The sequence below is a fragment of the Burkholderia sp. MSMB2157WGS genome, assembly GCF_001532755.1.
Lineage (GTDB): Bacteria > Pseudomonadota > Gammaproteobacteria > Burkholderiales > Burkholderiaceae > Burkholderia.
In genome coordinates this window covers 94,188-112,641 of the sequence record NZ_LPJG01000044.1, presented here as the reverse complement: position 1 = coordinate 112,641, position 18,454 = coordinate 94,188, and the positions used below count along the sequence as shown (strand labels likewise).

Here is an 18,454-nt window from a genome sequence, read left to right as displayed (position 1 = left end):
TTCGCCTCTCAATTCGTCAGTTAGGTTTGCTGATGAACTCAAGATACTCATCACCGAGGAAATGAAAACGATGAACAAGACCTACGCATTGGTGTGGAACCACGCACAAGGGTGCTGGAACGCGGTCGGGGAAACCGCGCGCCGCCGCGGCAAATCCGGCGGCGGCAAGCTCGTCGCGGCCGCCGCCGTGTCGCTGCTCGGCCTCGCCGCCGTGCCCGCCCACGCGCTGCCCACCGGCCAGGCCGTCGTCGCCGGCCACGCCGACATCGCCACGTCCGCCGACGGCAAGACGATGTCCATCAACCAGCACTCCGACAAGCTCATCACCAACTGGCAGGACTTCGGCGTCGCCGGCGGCGAACGCGTGTCGTTCCACCAGCCCGGCAGTTCGTCGATCGCGCTGAACCGCGTGATCGGCAACCGCGGCAGCCAGATCGACGGCCGCATCGACGCCAACGGCAAGGTCTTCCTCGTCAACCCGAACGGCGTGATGTTCGGCGCCGGCTCGCAGGTCAACGTCGGCAGCCTCGTCGCGTCCACGCAGAACCTGTCCGATGCCGACTTCCTCGCCGGCAACTATCGCTTCGCCGGCACATCGGCCGCGTCCGTCGCCAACGCCGGCCACATCACCGCCGCCGACGGCGGCAGCGTCGCGCTGCTCGGCGCGCGCGTGTCGAACACCGGCGTGATCCAGGCGAAGATGGGCCGCATCGCGCTCGGCGCCGGCCATGCGTTCAAGGTCAACTTCGACGGCAGCGATCTGCTCAGCGTGCAGGTCGAAGGCGGCGCGGTCGACGCGCAGGCGAGCAACGGCGGGCTGCTGAAAGCCGACGGCGGCGAAGTGCTGATGACTGCGCGCGCCGCGGGCGACCTGCTGAACGCGGCAGTCAACAACACCGGCACCATCGAGGCGCGCGGGCTGAGCAGCCACGGCGGGCGCATCACGCTCGACGGCGGCACCGTCCTGGCCGGCGGCACGCTGGACGCGAGCGCCGCGGCCGGCAACGGCGGCGAAGTTGCGACGCGTGGTGCGAACGTGCGCATCGCCGACGATGCGAAGGTCGACACGCGCGGCGCGAACGGCCGCTCGGGCACGTGGAAGATCGACACGGCAAACGCACGCGTCGCCGACGACGCGAACGCGACGATCGGCGCAGCCACGCTGTCGCGCAATCTCGGCACCACGCCGGTCGAACTGACGAGCACCGACGGTGCGCTGACGACCGACGGCGCGATTGGCTGGAACGGCGATCACGGCCTCACGCTGACGTCTGTGCGCGGCGACGTGCATCTCGGCAAGTCGCTGACGGCGAGTGGCGCCAATGCGCGCATCGCAGTCAACGCCGCACGACGCATCGCCGTCAACGACAAGGTCGCGCTCACGGGCCGCAACGCCAGCCTCGCATTGAACTCGGGCGACGGTCACGCATTGAACGGCAATGCAGCTGTCACGCTGTCGGGCGCGAATGCGTCGTTCAACGCGAACGGGCAGGCCTATCGCGTGATCCGCGACGTCGATGACTTGCGCGCGGTCGATACGAATCTGAACGGCCGCTACGTGCTCGGCAATGCGATCAAGGGCAGCGGCGCGTTCCGCAGCATCGGCGGCAACGCGGCGTTCGCCGGCACGTTCGACGGCCTCGGCAACACGATCTCCGGGTTGTCCGTCTACAACAGCGCGCCGTTCGTCGGCCTGTTCGCGATCAACAGCGGCACGATCGCCAACCTGACGCTCGATTCGGTGTCGGCGCGCGGCACGGCGAATTATCGCGGCAGCGCCGTCGGCGCGCTGGCCGGCGCGAACGTGCGAGGCACGCTGTCGAACGTGCACGCGCGCAATGTTTCCGTCACGACCGGCGGCTCGCCCGCCAACGTCGCCGGCGGCCTCGTCGGCCGGAACCAGGGCGGCACGATCGACCGCGCGTCGGTGTCGGGCCGCGTCGCAGGCGACCGCTACACGACCGCGCTCGGCGGGCTCGTCGGCGAGAACGTCACGTCGCCCGACGCCCGCTCCGGCACCGCGACGATCGCCCGCAGCCGCGCCGACGCGAACGTCTCCATCGATATCGCCGACACGCTCGTCAACAGCGAGAAAAGCGGGATCGGCGGCCTCGTCGGCTTCAGCAACGGCGATATCCGCGATTCGTCGAGCAAGGGGCAGGTGTACGTAGCACGCTCCGGCGCAGCCGTCGGCGGTCTCGTCGGGAACAACACCGGCACGGTCGCCGGATCCGATGCGTCCGGTCGTGTCACCGTCGGCACGGCCGGCGTCGCCGGTGCACTGGTCGGCGTCAATGCGGGCGCCATCGCCGCCTCGCGCGCAGGCGGCAGTGTCACGGCCGGCGTGCGCGGCACGGCCGGCGGCCTCGTCGGCCGCAACAGCGGCGTGGTGACGGGCGCCTACGCATCCGGCAGCGTCGCAGCCGCGACGAACGGCATCGCGGGCGGCCTCGTCGGCGTCAACGACGGCCTCGTCGACCGTTCCAGTGCGACCGGCGACGTGGCGGCGCTGGATAACGGCGTCGCCGGCGGGCTCGTCGGCGTCAACGGCGGCCGCATCCAGGCGTCGGACGCACATGGCGACGTGGCGGCGCGCAACGCCGTCGGCGCCGTGGGCGGGTTCGTCGGCATCAATCGAGGAAGAATCGACGCGTCGAACGCAAGCGGCGACGTGATGACTTTCGCCGGCGCACCGGCGGGCGGCTTCGTCGGCCGCAACGCGGCCGGCGGCATCATCGACGGATCGAGCGCACGCGGCAGCGTGGACGGTATGGATACCGAATCGATCGGCGGCTTTGCGGGCATCACCGACGCGAATTCGACGATCGGCGCGTCGTCCGCGCACGGCTCGGTGCGAGGCGAAACGAACAGCCGCGTCGGCGGCTTCGTCGGTACCAACGGCGGCCGCGTCGTGAGCGTCAGCGCATCGGGCACGGTCCAGGCCGACGAAAACGCGGAGATCGGCGGCCTGATCGGTCGGAATACCGGAACCGTCGATTCGTCACGGGCGAGCGGCACCGTCATGGCCGACGCTGCGAGCCAGGCGGGCGGACTGGTCGGCTTCAACAGCGGCACGGTACGAAGCTCGCATGCGTCGGGGGCCGTCGTCGCCGGCAACAAGAGCAACGTCGGCGGGCTCGTCGGCCACCACGCGGGCGGCACGATCGAGCTGTCCGACGCGACCGGCAACGCGACGGGCGGCCGCAATGCCAACGTCGGCGGCCTGGTGGGTCTCAACGACGGCAGGATCAGCCGGTCGTCGTCGTCCGGCACCGTGAGCGCCAGCTTGTACGCGAACCTCGGCGGCCTCATCGGGACGAACCGCGGCACCGCGCAAGCGTCGTCGACCAGCAGCCGGGTCGCCTACGAGTTTGGCCGTGGTCAGCAATACGGCGGCATCGCGGGCTTCTCGAAGACGTCGATGCAGGGCAATACGGTATCGGGCGAAGCCATGAACGTGCCGTTCGTCGGCAACCAGTTCGGCATCCACTGACTGTGACCCGGCGCAGGCGGGCAGTCCGACCGCCGGCGCCGGCACATGGCGGCGGGCAGATCGTCCGCCGCTTGAAGCGGAAATTCATTCCGCGCCATCGTTCATCAGTCATGTTGTCAGGTGGACTGATGAACTCAATATACTCATCACCCAGGAAACGAAAACGATGAACAAGACCTACGCATTGGTGTGGAATCACGCACAAGGGTGCTGGAGCGCAGTCGGGGAAACCGCGCGCCGCCGCGGCAAATCCGGCGGCGGCAAGCTCGTCGCGGCCGCCGCCGTGTCGCTGCTCGGCCTCGCCGCCGTGCCCGCCCACGCGCTGCCCACCGGCCAGGCCGTCGTCGCCGGCCACGCCGACATCGCCACGTCCGCCGACGGCAAGACGATGTCCATCAACCAGCACTCCGACAAGCTCATCACCAACTGGCAGGACTTCGGCGTCGCCGGCGGCGAACGCGTGTCGTTCCACCAGCCCGGCAGTTCGTCGATCGCGCTGAACCGCGTGATCGGCAACCGCGGCAGCCAGATCGACGGCCGCATCGACGCCAACGGCAAGGTCTTCCTCGTCAACCCGAACGGCGTGATGTTCGGCGCCGGCTCGCAGGTCAACGTCGGCAGCCTCGTCGCGTCCACGCAGAACCTGTCCGATGCCGACTTCCTCGCCGGCAACTATCGCTTCGCCGGCACATCGGCCGCGTCCGTCGCCAACGCCGGCCACATCACCGCCGCCGACGGCGGCAGCGTCGCGCTGCTCGGCGCGCGCGTGTCGAACACCGGCGTGATCCAGGCGAAGATGGGCCGCATCGCGCTCGGCGCCGGCAACGCGTTCAAGGTCAACTTCGACGGCAGCGATCTGCTCAGCGTGCAGGTCGAAGGCGGCGCCGTCGACGCGCAGGCGAGCAACGGCGGGCTGCTGAAAGCCGATGGCGGCGAGGTGCTGATGACTGCCCGCGCGGCTGGCAATCTGCTGAACGCGGCAGTCAACAACACCGGCACCATCGAGGCGCGTGGACTGAGCAGCCACGGCGGGCGCATCACGCTCGACGGCGGCACCGTGCTGGCCGGCGGCACGCTGGACGCGAGCGCCACGGCGGGCAACGGCGGCGAAGTGGCGACGCGCGGCGCGGACGTGCGCATCGCCGACGACGCGAAGGTCGACACGCGCGGCGCGAACGGCCGCTCGGGCACGTGGAAGATCGACACGGCGAACGCACGCGTCGCCGACGATGCGAACGCGACGATCGGCGCAGCCACGCTGTCGCGCAATCTCGACACGGCCCACGTTGCATTGACCGGCGCGGCAGGCGACCTGTCGGTCGAAGGCCCCGTGAACTGGAGCGGCGACCACACGCTGTCGCTCGCGTCGCAGCGCGGCGGCGTGAAGCTGCAACGCGCGTTGAGCGCGCACGGCAGCCGCGCCGGGCTGGAGGTCAACGCCGCGAAGCGTATCGACATCGCCGGTCCGCTCGCGCTGACCGGCGCAAACGCCGCCCTCGCGCTGAACTCGGGTAACGGACATGTGCTGAACGACAACGCAACCGTCACGCTGTCGGGCGCGAATGCGTCGTTCAGCGCGAACGGGCAGGCCTATCGCGTGATCCATGACGTCGATCAATTGCGCGCGGTCGATACGAACCTGAACGGCCGCTACGTGCTCGGCAATGCGATCAAGGGCAGCGGCGCGTTCCGCAGCATCGGCGGCGATGCGGCGTTCACCGGCACGTTCGACGGCCTCGGCAATACGATCTCCGGGCTGTCCGTCTACAACGACGGACCGTTCGTGGGCCTGTTCGCCGGAAACTTCGGCACGATCGCCAACCTGACGCTCGATTCGGTGTCGGCGCGCGGCACGGCGAACTACGGTATCGGGCCCGTGATGGTCGGCTCGCTGGTCGGCGCGAACATCCAGGGCACGCTGTCGAACGTGCATGCACGCAATGTCGTCGTGACGAGCGGCGGCTCGGCCGCCAACATCGCCGGCGGTCTCGTCGGCACGAACCTGAGCGGCACGATCGACCGCGCATCGGTGTCGGGCCGCGTCGAAGGCAACCGCTACACGACCGCGCTCGGCGGGCTTGTCGGCGAAAACATCACGTCGCCGGACAGCCGGCTCGGCACCGCGACGATCGCCCGCAGCCGTGCCGACGCGAGCGTCTCGATCCAGGCCGCCGGCACGTCGCCCGACAACGGACAAAACGGATTCGGCGGGCTCGTCGGCTTCAACAGCGGCGACATCCGCGATTCGTCGAGCCACGGCGCGGTGTCGGTCGCGACCGTGGGCGCAACCGTCGGCGGTCTCGTGGGGCGCAACACCGGCACGGTCGGCGGGTCCGATGCGGACGGCCGCGTCATCGCCGGCGCGGCCAGCGCCGCCGGTGCGCTGGTCGGCGTCAACGCGGGCGCCATCGCCGCATCGCACGCGGGCGGAGGCGTCGCAGGCGGTGCGCGCAGCACGGTGGGCGGCCTCGTCGGCATCAACACCGCAGTCGGTACGATCGACAAATCGAACGCCACGGGTACGGTCGCCGTCGCCGGCAACGATGCGACGGCGGGCGGGCTCGTCGGCCGCAACGACGGTCGCGTGTCGGGGTCCAGCGCATCCGGCGCAGTATCGGTCCTCGGCAACAGCGACGCCGGCGGCCTGACCGGCCGCAACACCGGAACCGTCGAATCGTCGCATGCACAAGGCACTGTTTCCGCCGGCGCCGGCAGCAATGCGGGCGGGCTCGTCGGTTTCAACGGCGGCGACATCCGCGACTCGTCGAGCAGCAGCGTTGTATCGGTCGCGAGCGCCGACGCCGCCGTCGGCGGTCTCGTCGGACGCAATCAAGGCCGGGTTCTCGGATCCGAGACGTCCGGCCGTGTCACCGCCGGTACGGCCAGCGTGGCCGGTGCGCTGGTCGGCCTCAACTCGGGTGCCATCGCCGCATCGCGCGCGAGCGGCGACGTCGTAGGCGGCACGCGCAGCACGGTGGGCGGCCTCGTCGGCATTAACGCCGCCGACGGAACGATCGACAAGTCGAATGCCACGGGTACGGTCGCCGTCGCCGGCAACGACGCGGCTGCGGGCGGGCTCGTCGGCATCAACGTCGGCCGCGTCGACCACGGCAACGCGTCCGGCAAGGTATCGGTTCTCGCCGATAGCGACGCGGGCGGCCTGATCGGCCGCAACGTCGGAACGGTCGCCTCGTCACATGCGCAAGGCGCCGTTTCCGCCGGCGCCGACAGCAATGCGGGCGGGCTCGTCGGCAACCACGCGCGCGGCTCGATCGTGCTGTCCGACGCAAGCGGCAGCGTCAACGGCGGCGCACGCGCGAAGGTCGGCGGCCTGGTCGGCATCAACGGCGGCACGATCGACCGATCGTCGTCGTCAGGCACCGTGAGCGGCGGCCTGAATGCCACGCTCGGCGGCATCGTGGGAATGGACTTCGGAACGACGCAAGCATCGTCGACCACCAGCCGGATCGCCTACACGCAGGGCTACGGTCAGCGGTATGGCGGACTCGCAGGTTTCGCGATGACGTCGATGACGGGCAATACGGCGTCCGGCGACGCGGCGCGGGTGCCGCTCGTCGGCGGCCAGTTCGTGTTCTTCTGACCATGACCCGGCGCAGGCGGGGAGTATGACCGCCTGCGCGCGGGGGAACGACGATGCGTTCGTTCCCCCGCATCCGCGGCGATGCGCGCCGGGCCGCGCCGCTACCCTGCCGCTACCCTCCCCGATTCTCCCGAATGATCGCCGCAGCGGCGACCTCGGCCTCGCTCGCCACGCCGTCGTGCACGCGCGTACTGACCGCCGGCGTCGGCGGTTCGCTGTCGAGCGCATGGCCGTTGCGATCGTGCGTGTCGACCGTCACGCGCATCGACAGCCCGACGCGCAGCGGATGCGCGGCGAGATCGCGCGGATCGAGCGCGATCACGACCGGCACGCGCTGCACGACCTTGATCCAGTTGCCGGCGGCATTCTGCGACGGCAGCATCGAGAACGCGCTGCCCGTACCCGCCGAAAATCCCTGCACGCGGCCGCGATAGACGATGCGTGCGCCGTAGAGGTCCGATACGACTTCGACCGGCTGCCCGACGCGCATGTGGCGAATCTGCCCTTCCTTGAAATTCGCGTCGATCCACAAGCGGTTGAGCTGCACGATCGACATCAGCGGCACGCCGGGGCCGACCTGCTGGCCGACCTGCACCGAGCGCTGTCCGACCGTGCCGTCGACGGGCGCAACGATCGTCGTGCGCTTCAGGTTCCGGTAGGCGAGCTTGAATTGCGCGGCCGCCTGCACGACGGCCGGGCTTTCGTCGACGGGCAGCCGGGTGCCGAGCGCGCGCGCCGCATCGAGCTGCGCCTGCGCGGCCGCCAGGTTGGCCTGCGCGCCGGCTACCGCCGCGCGGGCGCGCGCCAGCTCCTCGGGCGCGACGATCTCGACCGACGCGCCCGAACGCGCCGCCAGCGCGCGCTGCGCGAGCTGCAGGTCGGCCCGTCGCGCGTTCACCGCTTCGACGTACATCGTGTTCGAGATCTTCGCGTTCGCGACCTGCCGTACGGCCTGCACGAGTTGCGCCTTCGCCTGCGCGAACGCAACGGACGCCTCGGTATCGTCGAGCCGCACGAGTGTCTGCCCCGCGCGCACGACCTGCGTATCGGCGACCAGCACGTCGGTCACGGCGCCCGGAATCTGCGCGGCAACCTGCACGATGCTGCCCGCGACATACGCGTCGTCGGTGTCTTCGTAGTAACGCTGGCTCAAAAACCAGAACGCGAGCCATGCGAGCGCGGCCGCGAGCACGATCGCGAAGAACACCATGAAGCGCTTGCGGCGCGTCGCGCGGCGCGCGTCGAGCGCCGGGTCGTCACCGAGTGAGGCCGGCGGCGCGGCGGTATGAAGGTTGTCGTGATGCATCAGTCGCTTTGCGTAACGATCAGGCGGTCATGCTGAAACAGCGGAATGGCCGGCGTCGCGCGCGGGTCGGCCGCCAGGTTCGCGGACGCGGTACGGGTCGACGCGGGTGCACCGCGTGGCGTCGGGTCGTTGTTCGCCGCGGCCGCATTCGACGTACGGGTCGCCGTATCGCGCGATGCGACACCGGTGGCCGACGTGCCGCCGGATCCGGCGGCCTGCCGCGAGGCCCCGGCCGCCGAACGCGTATCGGGCGGCGCCGCCGTCGCAGTCGCCCGACTCACGCTCGCCGCCGTCGCCGGTCCTCGCTTCGCCACGCCGCCGCGCGCTTGGCGAACGGCCGGCGTCGATGCCGAAGCGGGCGCCGACGCCCCGCTCCTCGCGTCGAATCCGCCGCCCAGCGCGCCGATCAACCCGACCCGCAGCGTCCGCTGCTTGCCGAGCAACGCGATCATCTGCGCGCGCTCGTCGATCAGCGTGAGATCCGCGACATCGACGTCCTTCTGCATCAGCACGCCGCGCCGATGCCGATCCGCCGCGATCTCCACGATTTTCTGCGCGGCCGCGACCGCGTCCTGCTGCTGCGCGACGAGCGTCTGCGACGTCTGCAGCGACGTGACGAGTTGCGCGACCTGCCCGAGCGCATCGTCGACGGTCTTGTTGTACAACCCGATCGCGACGTCGGCCTGCGCGACGTCAGCGCCGAGCTTCGCCTTCAGCCGGCCGCGATCGAAGATCGGCAGCGAGATCGCGGGGCCGACGGAGCCCGCGAGCGAATCGCGCGAGAACAGCGATGCGGGCGTCAACGCGAACACGCCGCCGAGCGCGACGAGGTTCACGTCCGGATAGAACTGCGCGCGCGTCGAGTCGGCATTCGCGAACGCGGCTTCGACCCGCAGCCGCGCGGCGACGATGTCGGGCCGGCGACCCAGCAGATCGGCCGGCAGCCGGGCCGGCAGCGCGCCGCCCGCGAACGCGCCGACGCGCGGCCGCTGCAGTGCGAGCCCGCGTTCCGGGCCACGGCCGGACAGTACGCCGAGTTGCAGTTGCGCGAGCTTGATCTGCTCGTCGTTCAGCGCGATCTGCTCGAGCAGGCGGCTGCGCTTGATCGACGCATCGCTCGCGTCGTACGCGTTGTCGAGGCCGCGCGCGGTGCGCTCGCGCAGCACGGCCGTCACGCGCTGGCTGATCTTCAGTTTCTGCTGCAACAGGTCGCGCATCGCGTACGCCTGGTCGAGCTGGCAATACACGGTGACGATCGCGACGGCGAGCGTGAGCCGCACCTGTTCGGCCTCGACGCCGGCCGCGTCGCGCAACGACATCAGGCTCTTCGTCGCCGCGCGGTTCTTGCCCCACAGGTCGAGCTGATAGTTCAGTCCGACGAAGATCGACGACGGCGACACGTTCGGATCGCCGAAGATCTGCACCGGCACGCGATAGCCGCCGGCCGTCACGTCGGCGATGTCGCCGGGCTTCGGCATCCGCGCGCGGCTGATCGTCGCGCCGGCCGTGCCCGTCAAGCCCGTCAGCGAATCGAACTGCTGAAGCTGCGCCTGCGCGATCCGCAGCCGCGCCTGTGCGACCTGCAGATCGGGATTGTTCCGCGACGCCTCGGCGACCAGGTCGTCGAGTTGCGGATCCTGCAGCTGCTTCACCCAGTCGGGCGCCGGCCACGCGCCGTTCGCGCCCGGGCCGGCGGTATGCACGAGTGCATCGTCGGCCGGCGCGCGCAGCGACAGCGCCGGCAGGAAGCCCGACGGCACGCATCCGCCCAATGCGAGCAATGCCGCGGCCGCCGCGATCGACCAGCCGCCCTTCGCGCCACGCGGCGAACCCGCCGCTTGCCTCATCCTCCGCATCGTCACCCCTGCCGAACGTGCTGCGCCCGCGCGGCCAGACGCGGCCGCGTGCGCTCGAGCGGGCCGAGGCGGCCGAACAGACCGTCCGCGACGCCGAACAGGATGCCGGCCAGCTTCGCGCGCTTGTCACGCTCGACGAGCGCGATCTGCACGACCTGCCACACGGTCAGCAGATTCGGCACGAGCGCCACCGGAAAGCGCAGCCCGTACTGCATGCCGAGCTGCACCGCATTGCGTGCGCTGTAGTAGCGCCGTTGCCACGAGTGATTCATCGACGTCATTTCGAAAGGGCCGATCGCATGCCGCCGTTTCGCGCCGATCCGGTGCGGCAGCACCAGCGACGGCACGACATAGAGCGGCACGTTGCGCGCAAGCGCGCGGAAGCTGTACTCGGTGTCGACATGATCGATGAACAGCGTCTCGTCGAAGCGGCCGAGCACGTCGAATGCATCGCGCGACACGACGCAGCCCGACGAGATCAGGAACGCGCAGCGCTGCATCGGTGCGTCGGGGGCGAGACTCAGCCGGCGCAACCCGATCCCGTTCGTCGCGAGTTCCGGCAGGAAGCTTTGCGCGTTCTCGTCGAAGATGCGCGGGCCGGCCAGGAACGCGCGCGCCGCGAGCGTTGTGCAGACGCCGCGCATCGTCGCGAAGTATCCGGCCGGCACCGACGAGTCCTGATCGAACAGCGCGACTGCATCGACGCCGTCGCCGAACAGCGCTGCGAGCCCCGCGTTGTAAGCGCCCGCGATCCCGCCGCGATTGCCGTGATGCAGCCACGCGATGCCGTCGCGCGCGCACAGCTCGCGCGCACGCGCATCCGGCTGCGGCGTGTTGTCGACGACGAGCAGCGCGTCGCACGCGTGCCGCCAGCCGCGCAGCGCGTCGAGCTGCGCGTCGCTCGGGTGATAGAGGATCACGAGTGCGCCGAGTGTCGTCATGGTCCGCTCCTCAATGCCCGAACGATGCTGCCGCGCCGCGCCTGGGCCGCGTCAACCACATCATCGCGGCAAGCACGACGCACGTCATGCTCGCCATCCAGAACATGTCGTTGGTCGCCATCATGTACGCCTGCTGCATCACGACCTGATGCAGCGTCGTCAGTTCGCGCACGCCGTCCACGCCCATCGCGTTCAGCGTGTGCACGAAGCGCTGCGTGTTGGCGGACGCATGCGTGACCGATTGCGAGACGACGTCGTAGTGATAGGTCGCGCGGTTGTCCCACAGCGTCACGCTCATCGCGGTGCCGAATGCGGCCGACAGCGTACGCAGGAAATTCGACAGGCTCGACGCGGCGGCGAGCCGGTCGTCCGGAATGCGCGACAGCGTGGCGGCAGTCAGCGGAATGAAGAAGCACGGCAGCCCGATCCCCTGGATCAGCCCCGGCGCGGCGATCTGCGCGAACGTCATCTTCAGCGTGAAGTGCGCGTCCCATGCGAGCACGGCCGCGAAGACGAGGAAACCGAACGTCGCGAGCACGCGCGCGTCGAAGCGGTGCGCATGCAGCCCGACGAGGATCGAGAACACCAGCGCGAGCACGCCGAGCGACGCGGTCGCGAGCCCCGCGTGGAACGCGTTGTAGCCCATCACGGCCTGCATCCACAGCGGAAACACGACGCCGACCACGGAGAAGCTCATCATCCCGAGCGAGACGATCAGCACGCAGAACGAGAACGTGCGGTCGCGAAACAGGCTCAGATCGACCACGGGATGCGCTTCGCCCGCCTCCCAGATCAGCAGCGACACGATCGCGACCGCCGCGACCGCCGCGAGCGTGACGATCAGCGGCGAATCGAACCAGCCGCGGTCGTGGCCGAGATCGAGCATCGCCTGCAGCGAGCCGACGCCGATCACGAGCAACACGATGCCCGGCACGTCGATCGGGCCGGCCGCGCCGCGCTGCGCGTCGGGGCGCAGCATCGCGGTGCACACCGCGAACGAGAACAGCCCGATCGGCAAATTGATCAGGAAGATCCACGGCCACGAAAAGTTGTCGACGATCCAGCCGCCGACCACCGGCCCGAAGATCGGCGCGAGCAGCACGGTCATCGCCCACAGCGCGAGCGCGATCGTGCGCTTGTCCGGCGGGAACGTGCGCAGCAGGATCGTCTGCGACAGCGGCACCATCGGCCCGGAACACAATCCCTGCAGCGCGCGGCAGATCACGAGCACGTGCAGGTCTCGCGCGAGCCCGCACAGCAGCGACGTCAGCGTAAACAGCAGCACCGCGCCGACGAACAACCGCAACTCGCCGACGCGCCGTGCGAGCCAGCCGGTCAGCGGCACCGCGATCGCGGCCGCGACCGAATACGAGCTGATCACCCACGTGCCCTGACTGTTCGATACGCCGAGACTGCCGGAGATCGCCGGCACCGCGACGTTCGTCACGGTCGAGTCGAGCACCTCGATGAAGGTCGCGAGCGACAGCGCGAACGTCAGCAGCGCGAGCCGGATGCCGCGCACCGGCTGCGCGGCCGGCACGGGCGCCGGCCCGTCGAACGCGGACGGCGCGACGGGCCCGTCGCGAAGCGGCGACGCGGTGCTCATGCGCCGGCCACCGCGACATCGGCCCGCGCGGCCAGCCGTCCGCGCCCGGGCACGAACCGTTCGACGAAATCGGCGGCCGCGCCGCAGCCGTCCGGCGCGGCTGCGAGCAGCGCGCGCGTACGCTCCGCGTGTACCGCGAACGCGGGTTCTTCGAGCACGCGCGCGAGCGCCGCGCCGAGCCGCGCGCCGTCGAGCGGGCCGTCGACCCGCACGCCGCAGCCGTTCGCGACGACGCGTTGCGCGTTGTCGAACTGGTCGTGCGCGAACGGCGTGACGACCTGCACGATGCCGGCTTCGCATGCGAGCGCCGCCGTGCCGATCCCGCCGTGATGCACGAGCGCGCGGCAACGCGGCAGCAGCGCGCGCATCGGCACGAAACGGCGCACGAGCAGCCGGTCGCCGGTCTGCGCCGCATCGTCGTGCGGCGTCAGCAGGATCCCGCGCGCGCCGGTCGCGCGCAGCGCGTCCGCCGCCGCGCGCGCATAGGCCGCGTGATCGACGAGCGTCGAACCGGCCGTGAACACGACCGGCGGCTCGCCGGCCGCGAGAAACGCATCGAGCGCCGCATCGTCGGCGGCGGCGATGTCGTTGAACAACGGAAAACCGCTTTGCAGATGGTTCGACGGCCAGTCCGGCTGCGGCGGCGCGAACCAGCGGGGAAACAGGCACAGCACGCCGTCGGTCGAATGCAGCCAGCGGCCGAGCACGCGCCGCGCGGGCGCAAGCCCGAGCTCGCCGCGCACCGCGTCGAGCGCCGGGCCGCACACGCGGTCGAGCACCTGCCGCTCGATCAGCGTCATCAGCGCCGACTTCACCGGCAACGGCCAGCGTGCGGGAATCGTCAGGCGCGGGTGGGTCGGCGGCGCATGCGCGGACAGCAGCGTCGACGGCGACACCTGCACCGACACGTACGGCGTGCCGTGCAGTTCCTGCATGAAGCGCGCGGAAAATGCCCACAGCGTGCCGACCAGCACCGTGTCGGTGTCGGTCAGCGCGCGCAGGGCGTCGTAATGCGGGCGCAGCGTCGGCGCGATCACCTGCCACAGCGTACGGAACGACGTGCGCGGATCCCACAGCGCCGGGTTCGCCATCGCCGCGTCATAGTCGGCCGCGGTGCCGACCGGCACGAACGCGAACCCGCAGCGGCGCACGACCGCCTCGAACGGCGCATGCGTACAGAACACGACCTCGTGACCGCGCGCCGCGAGCGTGCGCGCGATACCGAGCATCGGATGCACGTCGCCCGCCGAACCGATCGCGGTCACGATCATCTTCGCCATCGCGCGCCTCGCGGAGATCAGTAAAAGCCGGGAATCAGCGCCGCCACTTCGCGGCGATACTGCACGTAGGCCGGCCCGAAATATCCGGTCAGCCAGCTTTCTTCGACGCGCACCTTGTACGCAAGGGACGCGAACACGAGCAGCACGCCGATCGCGCCGCGCCATTCGCCGCCGATCAGCGCGGCGCCGACCAGCGCGATCAGGCAGCCGGTGTAGATCGGGTGACGCACGAGCGCATACGGCCCCGTGCGCACGAGCTCGTGATCTTCCTTCAGCGTGACCGATACGCTCCAGTTCGTGCCCAGATGCAGCCGCGCCCACACCGAGAACAACAGGCCGGCCACCAGCACCGCGAGCCCGCACTGCGCCTGCAGCCCGAAGCGGTGCCAGTCGGGCGCGAGCGCCTGCCACGACGGATCGGGCAGGATGATCAGCGCGCCGCCGACGATCAGCGGAATCGACTGCAGCGTGCGCGAGCGCGACGCTTCCTTGCGCACGGTCGCCTTGACGCCCTGCGACGTGGCGATCCAGTACGCGAGCCACGCGGCCCACGGAACGACGATGGCGATGGTCTGAACGATATTCACGGCTGGCCTGCCTCGTTGGGATGGGAATTCGGATGCGCGGGACGAGCCCGATGCACGACGGACGACGTCACGACGACAGCGCAGGCATCGGCGCGGGCACGCACGCGTGCGCGGCAGCCCGTGCGATGCCGTTCGCGGCGGGCGCGTCGCCACAGAAAAATTCGAGCAGCGCGGCACGGGTGCATTCGCGCTGCGCCCGGCCTTCGATGTCGAGGAAATGGCCGGCGTCCGGCACCGTCGCGAACCGCGCGCGCGCCACATGCGCGCCGAGCTGACGCACGTCGGCCGGCGTCGTGTATTCGTCGCGCTCGCCGTTCAGGAACAGCAGCTCGCAGCCGATGTTCGAGAACTCGCTGAAGTAGCGCTCGGGCTGCAACGACAGGATCTGATCGACGTGGAACGCGACCTGGTCCTGCTCGTCGCGCGGCAGGCGCGTGAGATACCGGTAGTTGTACAGCTTCATGATGCGCGGCAGATAGCGGCCGACGGTGTCGTTCAGCAACTGCGCGGCCTTCAGGTTCTCGCCGGCCGCGATGTGGTCGCGCGCACGCGTCACGTAGTCGACCATCGCATCGTTCAGGAACGGCGAGAACGAGCAGATCGCCGCGCGCCGCACGCTCGGGCAGCCGCGCGCGAGCGCGAACAGCGACGCGACGCCGCCCCACGACACCGACACGAGGAACGCCGGCGCGAAGCGCTCGACCAGGTACTGGAGGATCGCGGCTTCGTCGTCCTTGGTCAGGATGGAGCAGCCGGGATTGTGCTGGCGCGACTGCCCCGCATACGGCAGGTCGAAGCAGATCGTGTTCATCCGCTCGCCGAGATACTGGACGGTCTGGCCGAACGACGCGGTCGTCGCGAGCGCGCCGTTGACGAGCATCGCCGTGTCGAAGGCCGGGTCGAACACGTTCCGTTCGACGTAGACCTTCAGGCCATTCGGTAGCGGGACCACGTGTTTTTCGGTCGGCATCGTCGTTCTCCGGTGGATGCGGCGTCTCGACGTCGCGGCATGCTGCAAGTGCGCAATGGCTGACGCCGACCCCGCGCGCGGTCGTTCGACGCGCTCATTGCCGACGCACCGCGGCAATTGCCCGCGGCGCCATTCATTCCTCGTGGTGCGGCGCCATACTAATACGGTCGATATTACTTACTCAAGTCGTTCCAAAAATACCCTCTACTCGAACCGGAAATACGTCGGATTCAAATTCATTTATCTATTTCCGTGGTATGAGGAATTCAGGAAGAGATGCTGGCAATCGTTTGCGAGCCACCCTTTTTGAAGCTCGAAAGTACAAACTTCTCTTGCATATTCAATGGTTTAATCAATATAAATCGGTCGATTGAAACGGATTTTTGAAAGCCAGCCGCCTTCACGATCCGGTTTGACGATTTCACATCGTGAATAATGTTGCAGATTTCGACATTCTTTCGTTTCGTAATGGAATCGGGCAGGGAAACGGTGCTTCCGATTACGTCGAATTTTCGTGAACCGTTTTAAACATATTCAAACTTAGTTAACCTTCTTTCAGCTCGTTTTTCCGCACCTGCACATGGGCTCCAGGCGTGACGAATCCTTCCGTTTGGAACACGTCACTCCGTTCGCCCCCGATTTTTTGTTGATTGATCGTTCAATAAAAAACCGCTAAGCTGCCGACTTCCATGGACGGCCCACCCGGGCGAAGGGAGTCACGATGCCGAAAGTCGGAATGCGGGAAATCCGCCGCGCACAGTTGATCGACGCCACGTTGCGCTCGATCGACGAAGCGGGCCTGCCCGGCACGACGCTCGCATCGGTCGCGCAACGCGCGAACATCTCGACGGGCATCGTCAGCCATTACTTCGGCGACAAGGACGGCCTGCTCGAAGCGACGATGCGGCACGTGCTGCGCGACCTGTGGTCGGCCACCACGCGCCGCCGCGTCGCCGCGCGCAAGGATCCGCGTTCGCGGCTGCGCGCGATCGTCGTCGCGAACTTCGACGACACGCAGGTCAGCGCGCCCGTGATGAAGACGTGGCTCGCGTTCTGGTCGCAGAGCATGCACGACCCGATGCTCAAGCGCCTGCAGCACGTGAACACGCGGCGCCTCCATTCGAACCTGTGCGCCGAGTTCGCGAAGGCGTTGCCGCGCACCCAGGCGCGCGAAGCCGCCAGCGGCCTCGCCGCGCTGATCGACGGCCTGTGGCTGCGCGGCGCGCTCGCCGGCGGCCCGATCGACACCCGAGCCGCGTTGAAGCTCGCCCACGATTACATCGACCTGCTGCTCGCGTCCGACTGACGCGTCACGCAGTCGCCCTCAAGGAGATCCTCATGTCCGTATACGGTTTGCAGCGCCTCTACATCGGCGGCGGTTACGTCGACGCCACGAGCGGCAAGACTTTCGACACCTTCGATCCGGCCACCGGCGAGCTGCTCGCGCAGGTGCAGCAGGCGAGCGCGGCCGACGTCGATCGCGCGGTCGCGTCCGCGCAGGAAGGCCAGCGCGAATGGGCGGCGATGACCGCGATGCAGCGCTCGCGCATCCTGCGCCGCGCGGTCGACCTGCTGCGCGAGCGCAACGACGAACTCGCGGCCATCGAGACGCGCGACACCGGCAAGCCGATCGGCGAGACGCTCGCGGTCGACATCGTCACCGGCGCGGACGTGATCGAGTACTACGCGGGCCTCGCGACCGCGATCGAAGGGCTGCAGGTACCGCTGCGCGCCGAGTCGTTCGTCTACACGCGCCGCGAGCCGCTCGGCGTGTGCGCGGGCATCGGCGCGTGGAACTACCCGATCCAGATCGCCTGCTGGAAGACCGCACCGGCGCTCGCGGCCGGCAACGCGATGGTGTTCAAGCCGAGCGAAGTCACGCCGTTGACCGCGCTGAAACTCGCGGAAATCTATACGGAAGCCGGCGTGCCGGCCGGCGTGTTCAACGTCGTGCAGGGCGACGGCTCGGTCGGCGCGTTGCTCACCGGCCACCCGGACATCGCGAAGGTGTCGTTCACCGGCGGCGTCGAAACCGGCAAGAAGGTGATGTCGCTGGCCGGCGCATCGTCGCTGAAGGAAGTGACGATGGAGCTCGGCGGCAAGTCGCCGCTGATCGTGTTCGACGACGCGGACCTCGACCGCGCGGCCGATATCGCGGTCACCGCCAACTTCTTCAGCTCGGGCCAGGTCTGCACCAACGGGACGCGCGTGTTCGTGCACCGCTCGATCAAGGACGCCTTCACGACGAAGGTGCTCGAACGCGTGAAGCGCATCCGCGTCGGCAAGCCGACCGATGCCGACACCAACTTCGGCCCGCTCGTGTCGGCCGCGCAGCTCGACAAGGTGCTCGGCTTCATCGAAAGCGGCAAGGCCGAAGGCGCGAAGCTGCTCGCGGGCGGCACGCGCCTGACCGACGGCCACTTCGGCAGCGGCCAATACGTCGCGCCGACCGTGTTCGGCGATTGCCGCGACGACATGAAGATCGTGCGCGAGGAAATCTTCGGGCCGGTAATGAGCATCCTCGATTTCGAATCGGAGGACGAAGTGATCGCGCGCGCGAACGACACGCACTACGGCCTCGCGGCCGGCGTCGTGACCGAGAACCTGTCGCGCGCGCACCGTACGATCCATCGCCTCGAAGCCGGCATCTGCTGGATCAATACCTGGGGCGAATCGCCGGCCGAAATGCCGGTTGGCGGATACAAGCAATCCGGTGTCGGGCGCGAGAACGGCATCACGACGCTCGAGCACTACACTCGAATCAAGTCGGTGCAGGTCGAGCTCGGCCGCTACAACCCGGTGTTCTGAAAAGGA

11 protein-coding genes are annotated in these 18,454 nt (G+C 69.1%); 4 read left to right on the top strand and 7 right to left on the bottom strand.

The window, feature by feature from the left end; translation table 11 throughout:
- Positions 1-70 precede the first annotated feature (70 nt).
- Entirely contained in the window at positions 71-3,493 is a 3,423-nt protein-coding gene (locus tag WT53_RS27125; protein ID WP_034206119.1) for a GLUG motif-containing protein, read from the top strand.
- Positions 3,494-3,659: 166 nt separating this feature from the next.
- Positions 3,660-7,094, top strand: a complete 3,435-nt coding sequence (locus tag WT53_RS27120; protein ID WP_034204254.1) for a GLUG motif-containing protein — start codon at positions 3,660-3,662, stop codon at positions 7,092-7,094.
- A gap of 112 nt (positions 7,095-7,206) precedes the next feature.
- Here WT53_RS27120 and WT53_RS27115 read toward each other — a convergent pair whose 3' ends face one another.
- From WT53_RS27115 to WT53_RS27085, 7 genes are all read right to left on the bottom strand, one after another.
- On the bottom strand, positions 7,207-8,400 hold the full coding sequence (locus WT53_RS27115) for an efflux RND transporter periplasmic adaptor subunit (RefSeq protein WP_034204253.1): 1,194 nt from the start codon (positions 8,398-8,400) through the stop codon (positions 7,207-7,209).
- Positions 8,400-10,247, bottom strand: a complete 1,848-nt coding sequence (locus WT53_RS27110) for an efflux transporter outer membrane subunit (RefSeq protein WP_034204252.1) — start codon at positions 10,245-10,247, stop codon at positions 8,400-8,402. The genes WT53_RS27115 and WT53_RS27110 overlap by 1 nt, the downstream gene beginning before the upstream one ends.
- 11 nt (positions 10,248-10,258) lie before the next feature.
- Entirely contained in the window at positions 10,259-11,197 is a 939-nt protein-coding gene (locus WT53_RS27105) for a glycosyltransferase family 2 protein (protein ID WP_034204251.1), read from the bottom strand.
- Between the two features lie 10 nt (positions 11,198-11,207).
- Complete coding sequence (locus tag WT53_RS27100) at positions 11,208-12,803, bottom strand: DHA2 family efflux MFS transporter permease subunit (protein ID WP_034204250.1); 1,596 nt, start codon at positions 12,801-12,803, stop codon at positions 11,208-11,210.
- The gene (locus WT53_RS27095; protein WP_060262356.1) at positions 12,800-14,083 is read right to left on the bottom strand and encodes a glycosyltransferase; all 1,284 of its coding nucleotides are present in this window, start codon (positions 14,081-14,083) and stop codon (positions 12,800-12,802) included. Before WT53_RS27095 ends, WT53_RS27100 begins: the two co-directional genes overlap by 4 nt.
- A 17-nt stretch (positions 14,084-14,100) precedes the next feature.
- Complete coding sequence (locus tag WT53_RS27090; protein ID WP_034204248.1) at positions 14,101-14,670, bottom strand: isoprenylcysteine carboxylmethyltransferase family protein; 570 nt, start codon at positions 14,668-14,670, stop codon at positions 14,101-14,103.
- A 67-nt stretch (positions 14,671-14,737) separates the two neighbouring features.
- Entirely contained in the window at positions 14,738-15,640 is a 903-nt protein-coding gene (locus tag WT53_RS27085) for an alpha/beta fold hydrolase (protein ID WP_059823347.1), read from the bottom strand.
- A gap of 721 nt (positions 15,641-16,361) precedes the next feature.
- Here WT53_RS27085 and betI point away from each other — a divergent pair.
- Both betI and betB read left to right on the top strand, forming a co-directional pair.
- Positions 16,362-16,946, top strand: coding sequence for a transcriptional regulator BetI (gene betI, locus WT53_RS27080; RefSeq protein ID WP_060262354.1), 585 nt, complete (start codon positions 16,362-16,364; stop codon positions 16,944-16,946).
- Positions 16,947-16,978: 32 nt separating this feature from the next.
- Positions 16,979-18,448 (top strand): betaine-aldehyde dehydrogenase, encoded by a 1,470-nt coding sequence (betB, locus tag WT53_RS27075; protein ID WP_060262352.1) that lies wholly within the window; start codon positions 16,979-16,981, stop codon positions 18,446-18,448.
- Positions 18,449-18,454: the final 6 nt, after the last annotated feature.